Source organism: Micromonospora sp. NPDC005237 (assembly GCF_040607775.1).
Lineage (GTDB): Bacteria > Actinomycetota > Actinomycetes > Mycobacteriales > Micromonosporaceae > Micromonospora.
This window is the reverse complement of record NZ_JBEXHJ010000006.1, coordinates 446,026-466,549: the sequence shown is the minus strand read 5'-3', so window position 1 is coordinate 466,549 and position 20,524 is coordinate 446,026. Positions and strand designations below refer to the sequence as shown.

At 72.7% G+C, this 20,524-nt stretch carries 21 protein-coding genes; 9 read left to right on the top strand and 12 right to left on the bottom strand.

Annotated elements, in window-relative coordinates; translation table 11 throughout:
- Positions 1-17: 17 nt before the first annotated feature.
- Entirely contained in the window at positions 18-887 is an 870-nt protein-coding gene (locus tag ABZT87_RS19465) for a PAC2 family protein (protein ID WP_145782100.1), read from the top strand.
- A gap of 121 nt (positions 888-1,008) precedes the next feature.
- Positions 1,009-1,800 carry a GntR family transcriptional regulator gene (locus tag ABZT87_RS19460; protein ID WP_355137083.1) on the top strand — a complete coding sequence of 264 codons (792 nt, stop codon included), beginning with the start codon at positions 1,009-1,011 and terminating at the stop codon, positions 1,798-1,800.
- 349 nt (positions 1,801-2,149) lie between these two features.
- Here the strand turns inward: ABZT87_RS19460 and mshC are convergent, their stop codons facing one another.
- From mshC to ABZT87_RS19440, 4 genes are all read right to left on the bottom strand, one after another.
- A complete protein-coding gene (mshC, locus tag ABZT87_RS19455; RefSeq protein WP_355137081.1) occupies positions 2,150-3,388 on the bottom strand; it encodes a cysteine--1-D-myo-inosityl 2-amino-2-deoxy-alpha-D-glucopyranoside ligase in 1,239 nt (412 codons plus the stop codon).
- A 66-nt stretch (positions 3,389-3,454) separates the two neighbouring features.
- Positions 3,455-4,273 carry an SCO1664 family protein gene (locus tag ABZT87_RS19450; protein ID WP_355069179.1) on the bottom strand — a complete coding sequence of 273 codons (819 nt, stop codon included), beginning with the start codon at positions 4,271-4,273 and terminating at the stop codon, positions 3,455-3,457.
- On the bottom strand, positions 4,270-4,842 hold the full coding sequence (locus tag ABZT87_RS19445) for a DUF3090 domain-containing protein (protein ID WP_355137079.1): 573 nt from the start codon (positions 4,840-4,842) through the stop codon (positions 4,270-4,272). The genes ABZT87_RS19450 and ABZT87_RS19445 overlap by 4 nt, the downstream gene beginning before the upstream one ends.
- A gap of 193 nt (positions 4,843-5,035) precedes the next feature.
- On the bottom strand, positions 5,036-5,749 hold the full coding sequence (locus ABZT87_RS19440; RefSeq protein WP_355137077.1) for an MSMEG_4193 family putative phosphomutase: 714 nt from the start codon (positions 5,747-5,749) through the stop codon (positions 5,036-5,038).
- 1,104 nt (positions 5,750-6,853) lie between these two features.
- On the opposite strand from ABZT87_RS19440, the gene ABZT87_RS19435 reads away from it, so the two are divergent.
- Positions 6,854-7,411 (top strand): hypothetical protein, encoded by a 558-nt coding sequence (locus ABZT87_RS19435; protein WP_355137075.1) that lies wholly within the window; start codon positions 6,854-6,856, stop codon positions 7,409-7,411.
- A gap of 132 nt (positions 7,412-7,543) precedes the next feature.
- On the opposite strand, the gene ABZT87_RS19430 is transcribed toward ABZT87_RS19435, so the two are convergent.
- Both ABZT87_RS19430 and ABZT87_RS19425 read right to left on the bottom strand, forming a co-directional pair.
- Positions 7,544-8,380: an undecaprenyl-diphosphate phosphatase gene (locus ABZT87_RS19430; protein ID WP_355137073.1), complete on the bottom strand. Its 837-nt coding sequence runs from the start codon at positions 8,378-8,380 to the stop codon at positions 7,544-7,546.
- A complete protein-coding gene (locus tag ABZT87_RS19425; protein ID WP_354860358.1) occupies positions 8,377-9,429 on the bottom strand; it encodes an LLM class F420-dependent oxidoreductase in 1,053 nt (350 codons plus the stop codon). Before ABZT87_RS19425 ends, ABZT87_RS19430 begins: the two co-directional genes overlap by 4 nt.
- Positions 9,430-9,616: 187 nt before the next feature.
- Between ABZT87_RS19425 and ABZT87_RS19420 the strand changes: the two genes are divergently transcribed.
- Together ABZT87_RS19420 and ABZT87_RS19415 are read left to right on the top strand one after the other, a co-directional pair.
- On the top strand, positions 9,617-10,588 hold the full coding sequence (locus ABZT87_RS19420) for an aldo/keto reductase (RefSeq protein ID WP_355137071.1): 972 nt from the start codon (positions 9,617-9,619) through the stop codon (positions 10,586-10,588).
- 174 nt (positions 10,589-10,762) lie between these two features.
- Entirely contained in the window at positions 10,763-10,954 is a 192-nt protein-coding gene (locus ABZT87_RS19415) for a DUF5703 family protein (protein ID WP_039906151.1), read from the top strand.
- A gap of 129 nt (positions 10,955-11,083) precedes the next feature.
- Here the strand turns inward: ABZT87_RS19415 and ABZT87_RS19410 are convergent, their stop codons facing one another.
- Both ABZT87_RS19410 and ABZT87_RS19405 read right to left on the bottom strand, forming a co-directional pair.
- Positions 11,084-11,743 carry a hypothetical protein gene (locus tag ABZT87_RS19410; protein ID WP_354860356.1) on the bottom strand — a complete coding sequence of 220 codons (660 nt, stop codon included), beginning with the start codon at positions 11,741-11,743 and terminating at the stop codon, positions 11,084-11,086.
- 58 nt (positions 11,744-11,801) lie between these two features.
- Positions 11,802-13,130, bottom strand: coding sequence for a M20/M25/M40 family metallo-hydrolase (locus ABZT87_RS19405; protein ID WP_354860355.1), 1,329 nt, complete (start codon positions 13,128-13,130; stop codon positions 11,802-11,804).
- 174 nt (positions 13,131-13,304) lie between these two features.
- Between ABZT87_RS19405 and ABZT87_RS19400 the strand changes: the two genes are divergently transcribed.
- The gene (locus ABZT87_RS19400) at positions 13,305-13,913 is read left to right on the top strand and encodes a hemerythrin domain-containing protein (RefSeq protein ID WP_355137069.1); all 609 of its coding nucleotides are present in this window, start codon (positions 13,305-13,307) and stop codon (positions 13,911-13,913) included.
- Between the two features lie 87 nt (positions 13,914-14,000).
- Positions 14,001-14,972 (top strand): LysR family transcriptional regulator, encoded by a 972-nt coding sequence (locus ABZT87_RS19395; protein ID WP_354860352.1) that lies wholly within the window; start codon positions 14,001-14,003, stop codon positions 14,970-14,972.
- Between the two features lie 15 nt (positions 14,973-14,987).
- On the opposite strand, the gene ABZT87_RS19390 is transcribed toward ABZT87_RS19395, so the two are convergent.
- Positions 14,988-16,142 (bottom strand): FAD-dependent monooxygenase, encoded by a 1,155-nt coding sequence (locus ABZT87_RS19390; protein WP_355137067.1) that lies wholly within the window; start codon positions 16,140-16,142, stop codon positions 14,988-14,990.
- Positions 16,143-16,164: 22 nt separating this feature from the next.
- On the opposite strand from ABZT87_RS19390, the gene ABZT87_RS19385 reads away from it, so the two are divergent.
- Positions 16,165-16,896 carry a TetR/AcrR family transcriptional regulator gene (locus tag ABZT87_RS19385; protein ID WP_355137065.1) on the top strand — a complete coding sequence of 244 codons (732 nt, stop codon included), beginning with the start codon at positions 16,165-16,167 and terminating at the stop codon, positions 16,894-16,896.
- Positions 16,897-16,976: 80 nt separating this feature from the next.
- On the top strand, positions 16,977-17,222 hold the full coding sequence (locus tag ABZT87_RS19380; protein ID WP_234582022.1) for a hypothetical protein: 246 nt from the start codon (positions 16,977-16,979) through the stop codon (positions 17,220-17,222).
- A 56-nt stretch (positions 17,223-17,278) separates the two neighbouring features.
- Here the strand turns inward: ABZT87_RS19380 and ABZT87_RS19375 are convergent, their stop codons facing one another.
- From ABZT87_RS19375 to ABZT87_RS19365, 3 genes are read right to left on the bottom strand one after another with little or no spacing between them, the layout of a single operon-like run.
- Positions 17,279-17,629, bottom strand: a complete 351-nt coding sequence (locus tag ABZT87_RS19375; protein WP_354860348.1) for a DUF3140 domain-containing protein — start codon at positions 17,627-17,629, stop codon at positions 17,279-17,281.
- Complete coding sequence (locus ABZT87_RS19370; protein ID WP_355137063.1) at positions 17,629-17,850, bottom strand: hypothetical protein; 222 nt, start codon at positions 17,848-17,850, stop codon at positions 17,629-17,631. The genes ABZT87_RS19375 and ABZT87_RS19370 overlap by 1 nt, the downstream gene beginning before the upstream one ends.
- Complete coding sequence (locus ABZT87_RS19365; RefSeq protein WP_355137061.1) at positions 17,847-20,402, bottom strand: ATP-dependent Clp protease ATP-binding subunit; 2,556 nt, start codon at positions 20,400-20,402, stop codon at positions 17,847-17,849. The genes ABZT87_RS19370 and ABZT87_RS19365 overlap by 4 nt, the downstream gene beginning before the upstream one ends.
- Between the last annotated feature and the right edge of the window lie 122 nt (positions 20,403-20,524).

Sequence of the window (20,524 nt, the reverse complement as noted above, 5' to 3'; positions counted from 1 at the left end):
CAGGGTGAGGTGACGGCGTGACCGAGTTCGACGGACTGCCGGTACTGCGGTCCCCCGTGGCCATTGCCGCATTCGAGGGTTGGAACGACGCCGCCGACGCGTCCACCGCGGCCGTCGAGCACCTGGAGCAGGTCTGGAACGCGCGGCAGATCGCCGAGCTGGACCCGGAGGACTTCTACGACTTCCAGGTCAGCCGGCCCACCATCACCATGGCCGACGGGGAGACCCGCCGGGTGGAGTGGCCGACGACCCGGTTCATGGTGGCGAGCCCCGAGGGCACCGACCGGGACGTCGTGCTGATCCGGGGCATCGAGCCGAGCATGCGCTGGCGGACGTTCTGCGAGCAGGTTCTGGAGATCTGCCACAGCCTGGAGGTGGAGCGGGTGGTGCTGCTCGGCGCGTTGCTGGCCGACGTGCCGTACACCCGGCCGTTGCCGATCAGCGGCAGCGCCTCCGACGCGCAGGCCGCGGAGCGCTACCAGCTCACCCCGACCCGCTACGACGGCCCGACCGGCATCGTCGGCGTGCTGCACGACGCCTGCGCCCGCGCCGAGGTCGACGCCGTGTCGTTCTGGGTGCACGTGCCGCACTACGCCAACAACCCGCCCTGCCCCAAGGCCACCCTCGCCCTGCTGCACCGGGTCGAGGAGGTCGTCGACCTGCCGGTGCCGATGGCCGACCTGGCCGAGGAGTCCGCCGAGTGGGAGCAGCGGGTGCGCAGCGCCGCCGAGCAGGACGCCGAGCTGGGCGAGTACGTCCGCGAGCTGGAAGAACGGGTCGGCGACGAGGGCATCACCCCGTTGACCGGTGACGAGATCGCGCAGGAGTTCGAGAAGTACCTGCGGCGTCGGGGCGGTTCGGCCGGCCCCACCGCCGGCTCCTGGTAGCACTGTTCTCTGCGGGCCCTCGGACCTTTTTGGTCCGGGGGCCCGTTTTCGCGTGTCCGGGGTGGCGCCGTCACACCCTCTACGGCATCCTAGGAACCTAGATGTGATCAAGGAGGCGGGTGTGCAGATCAATCCCGGCGCGGCCGAGTTCCCCCACCGGCAGATCGCCGCGCAACTCAAGGACCAGGTCCGCCGCGGTGACTGGGGGCCGGGCGAACGGCTGCCGTCCATCCCGGCCATCGCCGAGATGTTCGGCGTCGCCAAGCAGACCGTGCAACGCGCCGTCGACCAGCTGCGGGTCGAGGGCATCCTGATTACCAAACCCGGCTCCGGTACGTACGTCCGGGGCACCCGGCGCCGACTCAACCGGCTCTCCCGGGGCCGGTACGGCGGTTTCCGGGGCTACCACACCGACCTGGCCGCTCGGTACCGCCAGCAGCTCGTCTCGGTCGGCCGCGCCCCCGCGCCCGCCGAGGTCGCCGACGCGTTCGGCGTCTCCGACGGCACGGACCTGCTCTGCCGCCGCCACCTCGTGCGCACCGACGACTCCCCCGTCGAGGTGGGCGCCTCCTGGTTCCTGCCCGCCGACACCGCCGGCACCTCGCTGGAGCGCGCCGAGGCGTTCGGCCGGCCGCTCTACCAGGAGGCCGAGGAGGCCACCGGCCGGCGGTACGTCTCGGCCACCGACACGATCAGCGCCCGCCAGCCCAGCCGGGAGGAGGCCGAGACCCTCCAGATCCGGCCCGACACCCCGGTGCTGCACCTGCTGCACGTCGCCTTCGACGCGAACCGCAAGCCCATCGAGGTGGCCCAGGCCACCTGGCCCGGCCCGATGACCACCCTCACCGAGGAGTACAAGATCCCCGGCCCGACCCCCGACCCGGAACCCGACCCCGACCTGGTCCTGGGCTGACCAGCTCGTCACCGCGCCCCGGTGCCGCCCAGCCGTCTGCGTCCGCTCGTCGCGGTGCTGGTTCGGGGGGTGGGCCGGCATTCGTGTCCGCGGGTGGGGTCGGATGCGGCGGCCGAGGAGGTCGACGCCGGTGCGCGGTGACCCGCGGCGCGGTCAGGGCCTCGAGATGGCTGGGTGCCATCCACGCTGTTGGGCGTCATTCCTCAGAGTCATATTCATACCGCAGAGTCATGAGGGTCGAACGCGAACCCGCCCCCGGCCGGCGTCGGCCACCACGTCCTGCGCGCTGCTCCGACAGGAAACCGTCTCCCCGCGCCGCGGAGGGCTGCGGCGTGGCCGTGGACGCGGGTCAGAGGCGGATGCCGAGGAGGGCGTCGACGGTCTTGGCGAAGAGGGCGGGGGCCTCGGCGTCGTCCGTGGCGCCGGACAGGGTCGCGTCGGCCCAGCGGTCGGCCACGGCCAGGGCGCCCGGGGTGTCGAGGTCGTCGGCCAGGCGTTCGCGTACCCCGGCCAGCAGCTCGGCCTTGGACGGCCCGGCGGGCGCGGCGGCGGCCCGCCGCCAGCGGTCCAGGCGCTCCTGCGCGGCCGTGAGCAGCTCGTCGGTCCACGTGCGGTCGCCGCGGTAGTGCCCGGAGATCAACGCCAGCCGGATCGCCATCGGGTCGACCTTGTCGGCGCGCAGCCGGGACACGAAGACCAGGTTGCCGCGCGACTTGGACATCTTCTCGCCGTCCAGGCCGATCATCCCGGCGTGCACGTAGTGCTCGGCGAACGGCGCCTGGCCGGTGAGCCGCTCGGCGTGCGCGGCGGACGCCTCGTGGTGCGGGAACAGCAGGTCGTTGCCGCCGCCCTGCACGTCGATCCGGTCGCCGAGCAGGTTCAGCGCGATGACCGCGCACTCGATGTGCCAGCCCGGCCGGCCCGGGCCCAGCTCCCCGCCCGGCCAGGACGGCTCCCCCTCGCGGGCGCCGCGCCACAGCAGCGGATCGAGGGGGTCGCGCTTGCCGGCGCGGTCCGGGTCACCGCCGCGCTCCGGGAAGATCTCCAGCATCTGCTCGCGGGTCAGGTTGGACTCGTAGCCGAACCGGCCGGTGGCGGAGATGTCGAAGTAGACGTCGCCGGTGCCATCGTCGAGCCGGTACGCGGCGCCGTCCTTGAGCAGCACCTCGACCTTGTCGGCGATGTCCGGGATCGACTCGACGGCGCCCACGTAGTGCTCCGGCGGGATGATCCGCAGCGCCTCCATGTCCTCGCGGAACAGCGCCGTCTCCCGCATAGCCAGGACCACCCAGTCCTCGCCGTCGCGGGCGGCCCGCTCCAGCAGCGGGTCGTCGATGTCGGTGACGTTCTGCACGTAGCGCACCGGGCGCCCGGCGTCCCGCCACATCCGCTGCACCAGGTCGAACGTGATCATGGTGGCGGCGTGGCCGAGGTGGGTGGCGTCGTACGGGGTGATGCCGCAGACGTACATGCTTCCCGCGTCGACCGGCTCGCTCGGGTGGACGCCCTGCCGCGCCGAGTCGTACAACGCCAGCGGCTCGCCTCTGCCCGGCAGCCGTGGCACCTCGTGTCCCGCCCAAGACTCCATGGCCTCAGCCTAACCAGCCCTCAGGCGGCACCGGGCCGCCCCACGGGTGATCAAGATGACAGCGGTTCACATCGGCGGCCAGGGCACCGCCGGCCAGTCCTCCGGCGGCTGCGGAAAGCGGCCGGTCTTGCGCAGAACGTCGATGCGGGCGGCCAACTCGGCGATCTCGCTGATCGTCAGGTGATCGGCCAGCTCGTCGCCGAGCGCCCCGGCGACCTGCCCGGCAAGGCCGTCGAGCATCTCCACGGCGTCCGGCGGCAACTGCTTTCCGGCCCAACCCCACAGCACCGTCCGCAGCTTGCCCTCGACGTGGAAGCTCACCCCGTGGTCCACGCCGTAGATCCGGTCGTCCGCGCCGACCAGCACGTGGCCACCCTTGCGGTCCGCGTTGTTGATCACCGCGTCGAGCACCGCGAGACGGGCCAGCCGGGGGTCGTCGGCGTGGGCGAGGGCGTACGCGACGCCGTCGTCGTCCCGCGCCGCCGCGATGGGGAACCAGCGTGGCGGCAGCTCGTCGGCCGGCACGAACCCGACGAGCGGCTCGGCGTCGTCCGGCTCGTCGATCCAGAGCTGGCAGGAGCCGGGGCCGAACGGCCCGTCGCGCAGCACGGTGGGCGGCACCAGACCCCAGCCGGTGGCGTCGGAGACCAGGAACGCCGACACCTCCCGCCCGGCGAGGGTGCCGTCCGGGAAGTCCCACAGCGGGCGCTCGCCGCGCACCGGCTTGTAGACACAGCGGGCCGTGACCCCGTCGAGGGTCAGGATGCCCCGCAGGGTGGTGTTCGACGCGTCGACCAGCCGGCCCTCCAGGTCGAGCGTGCCGTCGCGCAGCAGCCGCAGCGCGGCGTCACCGTCGCGCAGGGGCTCGAGGCCGGACAAGGTCACCGGTGGTAACCGTTGTGCCGCGGGCACAGGTGCCCGGCGGGATCCAACGGCTGGCCGCACAGGGGGCACGGCGGCCGGCCCGCGTTGACCACGCGCCGGGCCCGCTCGATGAACTGGCGGGTGGCCTGCGGGGTGAGCCGGACCCGGAGCCGGTCCAGGTCCTCGTCCGGCTCGTCGTCCTCGTCCTCGTCGTCTTCGTCGCCCAGCTCGACCTCGGGCTCGACCTCGCCAGCGGCGATCGCCTCGATCACCACGGTCGCGGTGTCCACGTCGAAGGCCAGCCCGAGGGTCCCGACGCGGAACTCCTCGTCGACCGGAGTGTCCAGCGGCTCGTTGTCGCCGATCACCGGCGCCAACTCGGGCAGGTCCACCCCGAAGCGACGCTGCGCCTCGGTGAGCAGCTCCTCCAGCTTCTCGGCGAGCAGGGACACCTGGACCTTCTCCAGCGCGACGCTGACCAGCCTGCCGCCGCCGCGGGCCTGCAGGAAGAACGTGCGCTCCCCCGGCGGCCCGACAGTCCCGGCGACGAACCGCTCCGGCGGTTCGAAGGCGTGCACCTGGTGGGTCATACCCACGACCCTATCCGGCCCGCCATGGCATCGCGCACCCCACCGACCCGAATCACCGCAGGGGCAACGCGCCCGGTGTATCGGGGGCCACACCCGGGCGTGGCGGCCCCCCGGGCCGTGGCGGCCTCGGCGTTCGCGGGGGTCGCGGCCCCGGCCGTGGCGGCCTTGGTCGGTGGTGGCGTCACCGCGCGCGTCACCTGGCCGCACCAGCCCCGCCGCCCACGGCGGCGTCCGAGTCGGCCGCCCGCGTGTTCCGCCGACGCCGCTTGCGCGGCGGCGGCACCAGCGCGGCGAGGTCACCGCCGGTGTCGTTGAGCCGCACCAGGAACGGTCGCAGCGGCGTGAAGCGGATCGCGGTCACCGACGCCGGGTCGGCCACGATCCGCTGAAAAGCATCCAGGTGTACGCCGAGCGCGTCCGCCACGATGGCCTTGATCACGTCACCGTGGCTGCACGCCAGCCAGACCGCCTCGGGCCCGTGCTCCGCGCTCACCCGGGCGTCCCAGTCGCGTACGGCCGCCACCGCGCGGGCCGCCATCGCCGCCATCGCCTCCCCCTGCGGGAAGACCGCCGCGCTGGGGTGCTGCTGGACCACCGGCCAGAGCGGCTCCTTGGCGAGCTTCTTCAGCGGCTGCCCCTCCCAGCTGCCGTAGTCGCACTCGATCAGCCCCTCCTCGACCACCGGCGTGGCCTGCGGCACCGCCAGTTCCAGGGTCTGCCGGCAGCGGATCAGCGGACTGGTGACGACCGCCGCGAGCGGCACCGCCCGCAACCGTTCCCCCACCGCCGTGGCCTGGGCGCGCCCGGTGTCGTCCAGCTCGACCGGCTGCCGACCGGCCAGGCCGCCGTCGGCGTTCGCCGTGGTACGGCCGTGTCGCAGAAGCAGAAGGGTCGCCACACCGATCACCCTAGGGCCTCACCCGTGCCTCCGATCGCCGCGGGCTCCGCGCCGCACCCCGTGCCGTTCTCCGAGGCCGGGCTCCGAGGCCGGGCTCCGAGGCCGGGCTCCGAGGCCGGGCTCCGAGGCCGGGCTCCGAGGCCGGGCTCCGAGGCCGGGCTCCGAGGCCGAGTTCCTTGATCGACTCGGGCTCTTGAATGTCGGGGTGTCCCGGTCGTCCGGATGCCCCGGTTTGCAGGAACCCGAGTCGATCAAGCCTGAGGGTGCGAATGACTGCCACCGGCAGGTCAGGCGCCCTGCTGGCTATCAGGGATTGGCCAATCGGGCGCCGAGCCCCGGCAGCGATGTGGGAGTGTCCCGCTCGCTTGGTATGACGATGTCGCCGACCTGGAGTCGATCATCGCCGGGCAGCCGGCCTGACGCGCCCGACCTGTCCAGTCGGGCGTGATGTCTGCTTGGCGACGGCTGGCGACGGCTGACGCGTTCGGCAATGATCGACACGGTATGGGCGATGTGGGGATGTCCCACTCGTCTGATACGGCGATGTCGCCGACCTGGAGTGGATCACCGCCGAGCGACCGGCCTGACGCGCCCGGCTTGGTGTGTTCTGGGCCTGGTGTCTGGTTCGGGCCGGCGCTCACCTGTGACCGGTCGCATCCGTGGGCTGGAATCGTGGCGGGCCGGTGGTCGTTACACACCCTGACGATCGCAGGACCACGGCCACCCCGCCCGCTCAACCGGGATGGGAATGGCCGGCCCGGCCGGGTCGTTGCAGACCCCCGAACGACCGCAGGCCCCGCCGACCGGTGCGCCCCTCCGGCCCACCGCCGCGGGAATCCCCCCGGCCCGACAGCCGTTACACACGGTCCGGCGCCACGAGCCCCACTCGCGGGCCGCCCCGGGAATCCCCCCGGCCCGACGGTCGTTACACACCGTCCCGGCGCCACGAGCCCCGCTCGCAGGCAGCCGCCCCGGCGCCACGAGCGATCAGCCCGCCGGCCGCCCCCAAACTTTCCCCGCTTGATAGTGCAGCGCCCGACGAGGTGCTCACACCCGCGTCACCCACCCCCGGTGGTGGCGTGTGGTGTTCCTACCCCTGAAGGAGCTACCCCCATGAACACGATCTTCCGTAAGAGCATGCTGTCCGTTGCTGGTCTCGCGTTCGCCGGTGGTGTCTTCGCCGGTCCGATCGCCGCCCACGCCAACCCCGCCGCCGATGCGAAGCCCGTCGCGGCCGTGCAGACGGTGTCGAAGCCGCAGGGCGACCAGTCGCACATCAGCCTCAACGGCGAGCAGACGGCCAACGCCAAGGCGATCATCGCCGCCACGAAGAAGGCCGGCCTGCCCGAACGCGCCGCGGTCATCTCCATCGCGACGAGCCTGCAGGAATCGAAGCTGGACAACCTCGGCCACCTCGGCGACATGAACGACCACGACTCGCTGGGCCTGTTCCAGCAGCGCCCCTCCAGTGGTTGGGGCACCCCGGAGCAGATCACCAACCCCGAGTACTCCACCACCGCGTTCCTCAAGGGCCTCAAGCAGGTCGACGGCTGGCAGGACATGCCCCTGACCCAGGCCGCGCAGACCGTGCAGGTCTCGGCGTACCCGGACGCCTACGCCCAGTGGGAGCAGCAGGCCACCGACCTCGTCGCCCAGCACTGGAACAGCTGACCCACCGCACGAACCAATGGCCGGCACCCCGAACCCGGGGTGCCGGCCATTGTCATGCCCGCGAGATCTTGGACAGTTTCCGTCAGCAGCTGACGGAAACTGTCCAAGATCTCAACGGAACGACGCCGCTGATCAGGTGGCGCTGATCGTGCCGGTCAGCAGGAGAGCCAGGACCAGGGTGCCCAGCGCGACCCGGTACAGCACGAAGACGTACAGGGTGTGGTGGGCGACGTAGCGCAGCAGCCAGGCGATGGCCGCGTAGCCGATGCCGAAGGCGATGGCGGTGGCCACGATCGTCTGGGCCACGGTGGGCACGGACGTGCCCGGGGCGGACGGTTCGAAGACGTCGCCGAGGCTGAACACCCCGGACATCACCACCGCCGGGATGGCCAGCAGGAACGAGTAGCGCGCCGCCGCCTCCCGGGTCAGGTTGAGCAGCAGGCCGGCGGTGAGCGTGCCGCCGGAGCGGGACACCCCCGGGACCAGGGCCATGGCCTGGGCGAAGCCCATGACCACACCGTCCTTCATCCGGAAGTTCTCCAGCGTGCGCGTCTGCCGACCCCAGTACTCGGCGAACGCCAGCACGAACGCGAACACGATCAGGGTGGTCGCCACCACCCACAGGTTGCGCCCGGCGGTCTTGATCTGGTCCTTGAAGAGGAACCCGAACAGCCCGATCGGGATCGAGCCGACGATCACGTACCAGCCCATCCGGTAGTCGAGGCTGGAGCGCACCGACTTGTCGCGCAGCCCCACCAGCCAGGTACGCGTGATCCGCCAGATGTCCTTCGCGAAGTAGATCAGCACGGCTGCCTCGGTGCCGAGCTGGGTGACGGCGGTGAACGACGCGCCGGCGTCGCGGTCGAAGAAGATCGCCGAGGTGATCCGCAGATGCCCCGACGAGCTGACCGGCAGGAACTCGGTCAGCCCCTGGACGACGCCCAGGACGATGGCCTCGATCCAGGTCACTCGCCGACTCCGGAGAGGTCGAGCGCCTCGGCGACGGTACGCAGGGTCTGCACGCCGCTGTCCCGGTCGGCCACGAACAGGGTCACCGACAGCGTGGTGACGCCGGAGGCGGCGTACTCCCGCAACCGTTCGGCGATGCGCTCCTTCGGGCCGAGCAGCGAGGTGCGGTCGATGAACTCCATCGGCACCGCGGCGGCCGCGTCGCGCTGCCGCTTGGCCAGGTACAGGTCCTGCACCTCGCGGGCGGCGTCGCCGTAACCCATCCGGGTGGCGAGCTGGTTGTAGAAGTTCTGCTTCCGGCTGCCCATCCCGCCGACGTAGAGCGCGGCGTACCAGCGCACCAGCTCGGCACAGGAGGCCACGTCGTCGCCGATGACGACCGGCACGGAGGGCACCACGTCGAAGCCGGCCAGTTCCTTGCCGGCCTTGGCCCGCCCGGCGGCCACGGCGGCGAGGTGCTCGTCGGCGAACTCCGGGGCGTAGAACACGGCGAGCCAGCCATCGGCGATCTCGCCGGCCAACTCCAGGTTCTTCGGCCCGACCGCGGCCAGGTAGATCGGGATGTGTTCGCGAGGTGGGTGGAAGCTCAGCCGCAGCGCCTTGCCGGGGCCGTCGGGCAGCGGCAGCGTGTAGTGCTCGCCGTCGTACGCCACCTCCTTGCGGGCGACGGCCAGCTTGACGATGTCGACGAACTCGCGGGTCCGGCCCAGCGGCTTGGCGAACCGCACACCGTGCCAGCCCTCGGAGACCTGCGGGCCGGAGACGCCGAGGCCCAGCCGGAACCGGCCGCCGGAGAGCGCGTCGATGGTGGCGGCGGTCATCGCGGTGGCGGCCGGCGTACGGGCGGGGATCTGCATCACCGCCGAGCCCACGTCGATCCGTTGCGTCTGGCCGGCCATCCAGGCGAGCATGCTGGGCGAGTCGGAGCCGTAGGCTTCCGCCGCCCACACCACCGAGTAGCCGAGGCGATCCGCCTCCTGGGCCAACGCCAGGTGGTCGGCCGGCGTGCTCCACGCCGTCTGGTATCCAAGGCTGAGCCCGAGTCGCACTGGTCCTCCCCCATCCGTGGCACAGGTCGCACCAGGTTACGCAATGCCGAAAACGGACCCGATCACCGGCTCACCGCCAATGATTCCCCGTCCGTCGCGGTGCCCGCCGGAGGCGGAACCGGCAGAACCGGCAGAGATGACGGGAGCGAGGATATCCGTGGCGGCGGGTTCGAAATAAGGTTCACCCATGCAACAGCGACCGCTCGGCCGAAGCGGGCTGGCGGTTTCGCGGCTCGCGCTCGGCACCATGACCTGGGGCCGGGACACCGACGCCGACGATGCGGCCGCCCAGCTGAAGAGTTACCTGGACGCGGGCGGCAACCTGATCGACACCGCCGACGTGTACGGCGACGGCGACGCCGAGTCGGTGATCGGGTCGCTGCTGGGCACCCTCGTACCGCGCGACGAGCTGTTGATCGCCACCAAGGCGGGGTTGCGGCCGGGGAGCGGTCGGCGTCGCGACGGCTCCCGGGGCCACCTGCTGCGCACCCTCGAGGCGTCGCTGCGCCGGCTCGGCACGGACCACGTCGACCTTTTCCAGGTGCACGGGTACGACCCGGACACCCCCCTCGAAGAGACCCTCGCGGCGCTGGACCACTCGGTGGCCAGCGGAAAGGTCCGCTACGTGGGTGTGTCGAACTTCTCCGGCTGGCAGACCGCGCGGGCCGCCGCCTGGCAGACGGCCTGGCCGGGCCGGGCGCCGGTGGTCGCCGCCCAGGTGGAGTACTCGCTGCTGGAGCGGGGCGTGGAGCGGGAGGTGCTGCCGGCGTGCGACACGTTGGGCCTCGGCGTGCTGCCCTGGTCGCCGCTGGGTCGGGGTGTGCTCACCGGCAAGTACCGGCACGGCCGGCCGGCGGACTCGCGGGCCGCCTCGCCGCACTTCGAGCGGTTCGTCTCCACGTACCTGGAGCCGCGCTGCTCGAGCATCGTGGAGGCGGTGGCGACCGCGGCCGGCGGCCTGGGGGTGTCGCCGCTGGAGGTGGCGCTGGCGTGGATCCGGGACCGACCGGGGGTGACCGCGCCGATCCTCGGCGCCCGGACGGTCGGGCAGCTGCTCGGCGCGTTGCAGGTCGAGCGGATCACGCTGCCCGAGGAGATCACCACCGCGCTGGACGACGTCTCGTCGGTGCCCATCGGCTACCCCGAGCGCGACGGGTGAGACGCGGGCGCTCACCGAACCGGCGCTGACCGGGGCGCCTGCTAACCGCGGGCGGCTCCCGCGCGGCGGAGACCACGCGCGGGCGCCCGGGGCGGCACGAACCACGCAGGGCAGCGGCGTTGGTCACCCCGCAGGGGGTGGCGAACGGCCGCTGGGCTGGGCAGCATGGACGGCATGGACTACGAGTACGCGCCGCTGCGGCTGCCGCCGAACGTCGACCGGTTGACCGCCGCGGCGCAGTTGGCGATCCAGGCGGAGTTCTCCGGATGGGAGTTGGCCCGGGTGCGGCTGTTCCGTGACGGCACGCGGCAGGTCATGCTGCGCCGTCGGCGGGTCAACCAGCCGCAGCCGGGCCTGTCGTACTGACACCGGGCCGGGACGGGCGGTGACACGCCCGGGGCCCGAACCGCGAACGGTTCGGGCCCCGGGCGTCACCTGGCCTCGTGCCTGGCCCTCGGTCGGTCCGCGGCGGAGGAGCCCCGGCCGACGCCGGCCCTAGTGCTGGTGCCCGGCGTGGTCGTGGTCGTCGTCGAGCTCCAGGAACGGGTGCTCGTCGAGTCGACCGACGAGCCGGTCGTCGCTCGCCGGCTGGAACGGGCCGGCGGCGTCGTCATCGTCGAACGACTCCAGGTCCACGGGGGTGCCCACCTCGCTAACCATGACCACCCCGTCGAGGGGCTCCAGCTCGGGGACGTCCAGCGCGCCGAGCGAGCCGTCGCCGCTCTGCAGCAGCTCCAGCACCGCCTCGCCGACGCCCTCCACCGGCGCCGGCTCGTCGTCCTCCGGGGTGCCCTCGCGCCGGGCCGCCTCGGCCGCCCGCAGCAGCGCGGAGATGCTCGGCACCCGGTAGTCGCGGCGTTGACGTACCGAGATCACCCGCGGGTGGGGGTCGCTGGCCTCGGCGCCCTCGCCGCCGAAGCGCTCGTCGGCCTCGTCCGGGTCGATCGAGTCGACGTCCCACGGGGTCACCTCGCCGAAGGCGTCGAGCAGTTGCTCGTCGTAGGCGAAGGACGCGTTGTTCAACGCCACGTACGCCTGCCAGACGTCGTCGTCGTCGACGCGGCCCTGCGCGGCGCGTACGGCGGCCAGGTGGTGGCGGGCCGCTTCGATCACCCGCTCGAGAGCGGCGTCCAGCTCACCGTGCTGGTCGGTCATGTGGGGCAGTCCCTTCACGATGGGGAGATAACGCGCCGGGTGCAGCTACCGGACACGGTTAGCAGGTGCGGAGGAACCGGTCGAGAACCCGCACGCCGAACTGTAGTCCGTCGACCGGAACGCGCTCGTCGATGCCGTGGAACAACGCCGAGAAGTTCAGGTCGGCGGGCAGCCGCAGCGGCGCGAACCCGAAGCAGCGGATGCCGAGCTGCGAGAACGCCTTCGCGTCGGTGCCGCCGGAGAGCATGTACGGCACCGGCCGGGCGCCCGGGTCCTCGGCGCGCAGCGCCGCCGACATGGCCTCGACCAGGTCGCCGTCGAAGGTGGTCTCCAGTGCCGGCTGTCGCTGGACGTACTCGATGGCGATGTCCGGGCCGACCAGCTCGCGCAGCTGCCGCTCCAGCAGCTCGGACTGGCCGGGCAGGCTGCGGCAGTCGATGGTGGCGGTGGCGCGGCCGGGGATGACGTTGTCCTTGTAGCCGGCGCTGAGCCGGGTGGGGTTGGCCGTGTTGCGGATGGTCGCCCCGATGATGTTGGCGATCGGGCCGAGCTTGGCGATGGCCGTCTCCGGGTCGTTCGGGTCCAGCTCGATGCCGAGCAGGTCGGAGACCTCGGTCAGGAACGCCCGCACGGTGTCGGTGACCACCACCGGGAAGCGGTGCCGGCCGATGCGGGCCACGGCCTCGGCGAGGGCAGTCACCGCGTTGTCGTCGTGCACCATCGATCCGTGCCCGGGGCGGCCCTTGGCGTGCAGCCGCAGCCAGTCGATGCCCTTCTCGGCGGTCTCGATGAGGTAGAGCCGCTGGCTGTCGTTGACCGAGTAGGAGAAGCCGCCGACCTCGCCGATGGCCTCGGTGCAGCCGTCGAACAGGCCGCGGTGGTTCTCCACCAGGAAGCGCGCGCCGTAGTCGCTGCCCGCCTCCTCGTCGGCGGTGTACGCGAGCACGATGTCGCGCGGGGGCCGTACGCCGGTGCGCTGCCAGTGCCGCACCACGGCGAGCACCATCGCGTCGAAGTCCTTCATGTCGATGGCGCCACGGCCCCACAGGTAGCCGTCGCGCTCTTCGCCGGAGAACGGGTGCACGGACCACTCGTCGGCGTCGGCGGGCACCACGTCCAGGTGGCCGTGCACCAGCAGCGCGCCCCGGCTCGGGTCGGCGCCGGGGATGCGGGCCACCACGTTGGCCCGCCCGGGGGCGGACTCGTGCAGGACCGATTCGACGCCCACCTCGGCGAGTTTCTCCGCCACGTACTCGGCGGCGCGGCGCTCGCCGACGCTGGTGTCGTTGTCCCCCGTGTTGGTGGTGTCGATGCGCAGCAGGTCGCGGCAGAGGTCCACGACCTCCGCGCTGGGGTCCGGTCGGGCGGAGGCGGCATCGCTCGTCATCGCCCCTTCATACCAGCCCGGGGTGACCGGCGGGCCGGCGCACCGGCGTGCCGGGGCCGGGCATTCACCTCGGCGGATCCGCGTGCCGGTTTCGCGGCGTCCGCGTTCGGGTACCGCCGCCCACGACCGCACATCCCCTGCCGGAGCTTCCGCCCGCCAGTCGAGGAGGGCACCATGTCCGCCGTCCCCCTGCCCCCGTTGCCGCCCGCGCCCGCATCCGAGGAGGGTTACCGGCCCGGTGGCCGCAGCATCGCCGACATCGTGGACCGCGAACACCGGCAGCTGCTGGCTCTCGTGGACCAGCTGACCGGCCCGGACGCCACCCCGCAGGAGGGGCTGGCGGTGCTCACCGCCGCGCTGTCGCGGCACGTCTCCGCCGAGGAGCAGTACCTGCTGCCGGCGGTGCGGGCGGCGCTGCCGGCCCAGGCCGACCGGGTGGACGCGGAGATCGACGCTGACGCCGCGCTGCTGGCGGCCCTGAAGGGGCTGTCCGACGAGACCCTGACCGAGGTCGCCGAGCGGGTCCGCCGCCACGTCGACGGGGTGGGCGCGCTGGTGGCCGAGTTGCGCGCGGTGGCCACCGGGGAGGAGCTGATCCGGCTGGGCAACCGGTTCAAGATCGCCGAGGAGGCCGCGCCGACCCGGCCGCACCCGGGCACCCCGGCCACCCCGCCGTGGAACCGGATCGTCGAGCCGGCGGTGGGTGTGGTGGACAAGGTCCGCGACGCGGTGACGCGGCGGCCGACGTACCTGGCCGACCTGCCGGAGCCGCCGCGCGACTGAAGCGCGGGCCGCGCCACGAAATGCATTCAACGTCACCGATTCGCTTGGCCTCTTCCGCAGGCTGCGACGTGGTCCTACCGTCACCGTATGAACCTGGAGCTGCGACACCTGCGGGTGGTCTGCGCGATCGCGGAGACAGGGAGTGTGACCAAGGCGGCGTCGGCGCTCGGGCTCGCCCAGCCGGCGCTCACCGCTCAGCTCCAGCGGATCGAGCGGACGCTGGGCGGGCCGCTGTTCGACCGGGATCGGCGCGGCGCCCGGCCCACCGCGCTCGGTGAGCTGGTGCTCGCCCGGGCCCGGGTGCTGCTGCCGGCGATGAAGGGCCTGCAGGACGAGGCGGCACGGCTCGCCGGGGCGGGCGCGGCGCCTCGCTGCTACCGCCTCGGCGGGGTGAACAGCCCGATCCTGGGCCGGTTGGTGCACCGGCTGGCCGCCGAGCAGCCACCGGCCCAGATCACCACGTACGCCTCGTGGTCGGTCGACGAGCTGGCGCAGTTGGTGGCCGGCGGGCGGTTGGACTTCGCCCTCACCGGCGTGTGCGGCGACGCCACCCCGTCGGCGGCGTTCGGGTTGCGCTGGCGGGAGGTGGCCATCGACCCGGTGCTGGTGCTGCTGCCGGAGACCCACCCGCTCGCGGAGCGGGCCGAGGTGCGCCTGGCGGACCTGGGTCACGAGCAGTGGGTGGCCGCGCCGGGCGACGGCTGCTTCGGCGACTGTTTCGCCGCCGCGTGCGCCCGCGCCGGCTTCACCCCCCGCAAGGTGTACGAGACCGACATCCGCGGCTGCGTCGACCTGGTGGAGGCGGGCGTGGCGGTGGCCCTCTGCCAGGCGACGTTCCGCCCGGTCGCCGGCCTGGTCACCCGACGGCTGGCCGGTGTCCCGCTGCGCTGGCGGCTGCTGCTGGGGTGGCATCCGGACTCGCCCGCCGCCGGGGACGCGGAGCTGGTGCTGGCCACGGCGAAGGCGGCGTACACCGACTCGCTGGCCCCGCACCCCACCTACCTGGACTGGCTGGTGCGCAATCCGGGTTTCGGCGTCCGGCAGCCCAGCGGGGTGTGAGGGCCCACGGGAGGTCTAGCGGGGCGCGGCGACGGGTTCCTCGTCGCCGGAAGAGGGCGTGGCGGACCGTGGCGTGAAGAAGCGGACGAGGTCGTCGGCCGCCGTCGGGGACAGCATCATCGCCTGAACTCGTGCGCACATCTCGGCGATCGGCTCGATCCTTTCGAACATCGCCTCCTCGTACGCCCGGATCGCCGCGTCCGGGTCGGCGGGGTTGGCGGCGAGTTCGCGTGCGAGTTCGGCGGCGTCCAGCATGGCCTGGTTGGCGCCCTCGCCGACCGGCGGCATGAGGTGCGCGGCGTCGCCGAGAAGCGTGGTTCCCGGCTGGTGGGCCCAGCGCGCGCCGACCGGCATCGCCTCGACCCGGCGCGGCGTCGGCGGGCTGTCGGCCGCGTCGATGAGGGCGGTGAGACGGGCGTCCCAGCCGTCGAACAGGTCCAGCAGGGCACGCGTGTCACGGTAGGCGTCGAGGTCGCGGTCGTCGGCGGGCAGGGAGATCCCGACCCGGATGCTGCCGTCGCCGAGGCGTTGCGCCGCGAGGATCTGGTTCACGCCGACGCACCACAGGTTTCCCGGGCCGACCAGCTCGGCGAGATCCGGGTGGCGTCGGTCGGCGTCGTCGATGGTCAGCTCCACGTGGCTGGACACGTGGGACAGTCCCGCGTCGGTCAGCAGCGCCCGGACGACCGAGCGCGCGCCGTCCGCGCCGACCAGGATGTCGCAGTCGGCGCGGTGGCCGCCGTCGAAGGTCAACCCGAAGCCCCCGCCCGGTCGTGGCGTCGCCGCGACGAGGCGGTGCCGCCACGCCACCGCGTCGGGCGGCAGCGAGTCGAGCAGGAGATCACGCAGGACGGTGCGGTCGATCTCGGGGCGGCCGGCGAACGAGCCGGGTCGGGGCGTGTGGTGCACGAGGGTGCGCCCGGCCGGGTCGAGGATGCGATGTTCCTCGCCCTCGGGCCGCGCCTCGGAGCGGAACCGGTCGTCGAGACCCGCCTCGGCGAGGGCCAGTTGCCCGGACTCCGGGTGCAGGTCGAGCATTCCGCCCTGGGAGCGTGCGGATCGGCTGGCCTCGCGTTCGTAGACCACCGCGTCGATGCCGTGCCGGTGCAGGATCCGTGCCAGCGTCAGGCCGCCCAGGCCACCACCGGCGATCGCCAGTCGCATCCTCATGCCCTACCATACACTGTATCGCGTGGATACATCGTACGGTAGCGAGGTCGTGCCCATCTGGGAACGCCCGGAGCCCCAGCCCCGGGCGACGCCGGTGCCGTTGAGCCGCGCGAAGATCGCCGCCACGGCGATCCGGCTCGCCGACGCGCACGGCCTCGACGGACTGTCGGTTCGCAAGATCGCCAAAGAGCTCGGCGTCGGTCCGATGCGGCTCTACGACTACGTGGCCAACAAATCGGAACTGCTCGACCTGATGGTCGACGCCGTCTATGCCCAGATCGCCGAGACCGGCCAGCACTCCGGGTGGCGGGCCACGGTGCTGGCCGTCTTTCGGCGGACCCGCGCCGCCGCCCTCGACCACGAGTGGTTCTCCGACCTGCTCGGCGGCCGGCCACACCTGGGCCCGCACGCGCTGGCCGTGGGCGAGATGAGCGCGGCGGCCCTCAGCCAGGCCCCCGGCATACGCGACATCGACGACCTCCAGCGGGCCCTGGGCGCCCTCAACGCCTTCGTCGTCGGCGCCCTGCGCCGAGAGGTCACCGAGCGGCGCACCGCCCGCTTCACCGGCACCGATGTCAGCGCCTGGCAGGCCAGCCTCGGCCCGTACCTGACCCGCATGCTCGACACCGGTCGCTACCCCACCGTCGCCCGGCTCGTCATCGAGGGCGCCCACCTCAGCGCCGAGGAGACCTTCGACCACAACCTGACCACCATCCTGGACGGCATCACCGGCCACCCCCACCCGGGCGAGTAGTCCCGGCCACGCGACCGGGACGTCGGCTACTGCCTGGTCGGTGGCGGTGCGAACGGCCGCTGTCGGGGTATCTGGCGGACATGACCGATCTCTACCCGCCCGCCGACGACCGGGAACTGCTCCGCCAGGCCGCCGCCGCGCACACCGCCGCCACCCGCCAGGTGGAGGCGTTCCTGCGCCGGCTGCCGGAGGTGCCCGACCCGGCCGACGTCACCGAGTACGCCAACCTGCTCACCCGGGAGGACCAGACCCGGGGCGAGCGCGACGCCGCCGCCGACGCGGCGGGGCTGACCATCGGCAGCCTGGAGTCCGACCAGGGCCAGTAGCGGCATGCGACGGTGCCGCCCCGCACCCGGGACGGCACCGTCGCGTACGGCATCGCTCAGCGTTCGACGAGAGGGTCGTGGCCGAGGTCGAGCAGCGAGTGCCGCCACTTGTCGTCGGCGTTGCCGCGCTGGGGCTTGGCGTCCATCAGCTCGCGGATCCGCTCGACCGCCTCCCGCATCACCTCGATGTCCTCCGGGGTCAGGTCGACCTTGCGCTTGTTGAGCACCTTGAGGATCTCCCGTCCCGGCTGGGGCAGGTCGAGGTCCGGGTTCGGGCTGAACGACTCCTCGCCGGAGCCCCGGGTCAGCAGCCAGGTGCGCAGCTGCTCCGACGGGACGTTGACCTCGGCGTGGAAGTCCTCCCAGAGCACTTCCACCTCGGGGTCGATCCGCGTGTCGCGTACCATCAGGTCTCCTCTCGACGATGGTGACCCGACGTCTCCGGGTCGTCCTGGTCGGTCTTCGGATGCAGGCCCTCGGCGGGCACCCGCGTGCGGCGCGGGTTCGCGGTCGGGGGCGCCAGGATCGGGTCGGGATGGTCGTCGTCGTCGTCCTCGTCCCGGGGCTTGGCGGACTCCGCGTGCTCACGCGGGTCCTCGTGGTCGTCTCGTCGCGCCGGCCCGGTCATCGCGGGTGTGTTGTCGTGGCGGCGGTGTACCCCCGCTCACCTGCGGTCACGTCGAAGGTGAGCTGCCCGTCGCGGGCATCCACGATGACCTTCTGCCCGGGCGAGATCGCCGACTCCAGCAGCATCCGCGACAGGTGGTTGTCCACCTCCCGCTGGATGACCCGGCGCAGCGGACGGGCCCCGAACTCCGGCTGGTAGCCGTGCTCGGCCAGCCAGTCGATGCCGGCGGTGGTGAACTCCACCTGGATGTCCTGGGCGTGCAACCGGCGGCGGGTCTCCTCCAGCAGCAGCGCGGTGATGTCGCGCAACTGCTCGGCCTCCAGCCGGCGGAAGATGATGACCTCGTCGATGCGGTTGAGGAACTCCGGCCGGAAGTTCTCCTGCAGGCGGCGCATCAGCCGTTCGCGCAGCTCGTCGTTCTCCTGCTCGCTGCCGGGCGCGCCGGTGCCGAACCCGACGGCCCGCTGGGTTCCGGTGATCAACTCGGAGCCGAGGTTGCTCGTCATGATCAGGACGGTGTTCTTGAAGTTCACCGTGCGGCCCTGGCTGTCGGTGAGCCGCCCGTCGTCGAGCACCTGGAGCAGGATGTTGAACACGTCGGGGTGGGCCTTCTCGATCTCGTCGAGCAGCACCACCGCGTACGGGCGGCGGCGCACCGCCTCGGTGAGCTGACCGGCCTCCTCGTAGCCGACGTACCCGGGTGGGGCGCCGACCAGCCGGCTGACCGTGTGCCGCTCCTGGAACTCGCTCATGTCCACCCGGACCATCCGGTCCGCCTCGCCGAACAACGCCTCGGCCAGGGCGCGGGCCAGCTCGGTCTTGCCGACGCCGGTGGGGCCCAGAAACAGGAAGCTGCCCATCGGGCGTTCCGGGTCGGCCAGCCCGGCCCGGGAGCGGCGCACCGCCTCGGCCACAGCGGTGACCGCGGCGTCCTGGCCGACCACCCTCTCGTGCAGGTGGCCCTCCAGGCGCAGCAGCCGGTCGCGTTCCTCCTCGGTGAGCTGGCTGACCGGGATGCCGGTGGCCCGGGAGACCACCTCGGCGATCTCCTGCGGGCCCACCTCGGGCACCTGCGAGGTCGAGCCGTCAGCGCCCCTCGCGCGGCGCATCTCCTCCTCCAGCTCGGAGATCCGGTCCCGCAGCGCCGAGGCCCGTTCGTACTGCTCGTCGGTGACGGCCTGCTCCTTGTCCCGGCGTACGTCGTCGAGCTGCTGTTCCAGCTCCCGCACGTCGGACGCCGGGGTGCGGGTGCGCAGCCGGACCCGGGCGCCGGCCTGGTCGATCAGGTCGATGGCCTTGTCCGGCAGGAACCGGTCGGTGACGTACCGGTCGGACAGCTCGGCGGCGGCGACCAGCGCCTCGTCGGTGAAGCGCACCTGGTGGTGGGCCTCGTACCGGTCGCGCAGGCCACGCAGGATGGCGATGGTGTCGTCGACGCTGGGCTCGGGCACCAGCACCGGCTGGAACCGCCGGGCCAGCGCGGCGTCCTTCTCGATGCTCTTGCGGTACTCGTCGAGCGTGGTCGCGCCGATCACCCGCAGTTCGCCCCGCGCGAGGGCGGGCTTGAGCATGTTGGACGCGTCCATTCCGCCCTCGCTGCCGGCCCCACCGGCGCCGACCAGGGTGTGGATCTCGTCGAGGAAAATGATCAGCTCGTCCCGGTGCGCCCGGATCTCGTCGATCACCTTCTTGAGGCGCTCCTCGAAGTCACCCCGGTAGCGGGTGCCGGCGACCAGGCCGGCGAGGTCGAGCTGCACCACCCGCTTGCCGAGCAGGGTCTGCGGCACGTCGCCGTCGCAGATCCGCTCGGCCAGACCCTCGACGATCGCGGTCTTGCCGACACCGGCCTCGCCGATCAGCACCGGGTTGTTCTTGGTCCGCCGGGACAGGATCTCCACCGCCTGCTCGATCTCGTCCGCCCGCCCGATCACCGGGTCGATCTGGTCGGCGCGGGCCAGGTCGGTGAGGTCCTGCCCGTACTGGTCCAGGGTGGGTGTGCCGCGGTCCGGCTTCGGCCCGGCCATCGGGCCGCGTTCGGCGTTGGCGGCCTGCAACGACTCGGGCTGGATCCGACCGGCGGCCAGCATCCGCCCGGCCGGCGACTCGGGGTTGAGCGGCAGGGCCATCAGGATGTGCTCGGGGCCGATGTAGTTGGCCCCCATCGCCCGGGACAGTTGGTGGGCGTCGAGCAGCGCCCGCTTGGCCGCCGGGGTCAGCGACAGGTTGGGCGGCACCTCCCCGCGCGGCGCGCCGTCGCCCTTGCCGCCCAGCGCGTTGAGCAGGGTGTCCGGGTCGGCGCCGGCCCGGCGTACCAGGTCGCGCAGGGGTTCGCGTTGCAGCGCAGCCCAGAGCAGGTGGTCGGTGTCCAGGTCGTTGCTCTGCCGCTGCGCGGCGCGGCGGGCCGCGTCGGCCAGCATCTCCCGCGCGTCGGCCGTCATCAGTCGGGTGATGTCGACCCGGTGCGGCGGTCGGCGTCCTCCCTCACCCCGGCCGAAGTACCGGGCCAGGAATTCGTCCCACGGGTCGGAGCCAGGGTCACCGGGTCCCATCATGTCTGTCCTCCGCAGTCGGGCGCGGCACGGTCGCCAGGGGCTACCCGGCGCTCGGCCCGACAAACGCCGCAGGCGGCGGCGCCCACCGCGATGTGGAGTGGCATCGGGCCGGCGCCGGCCGC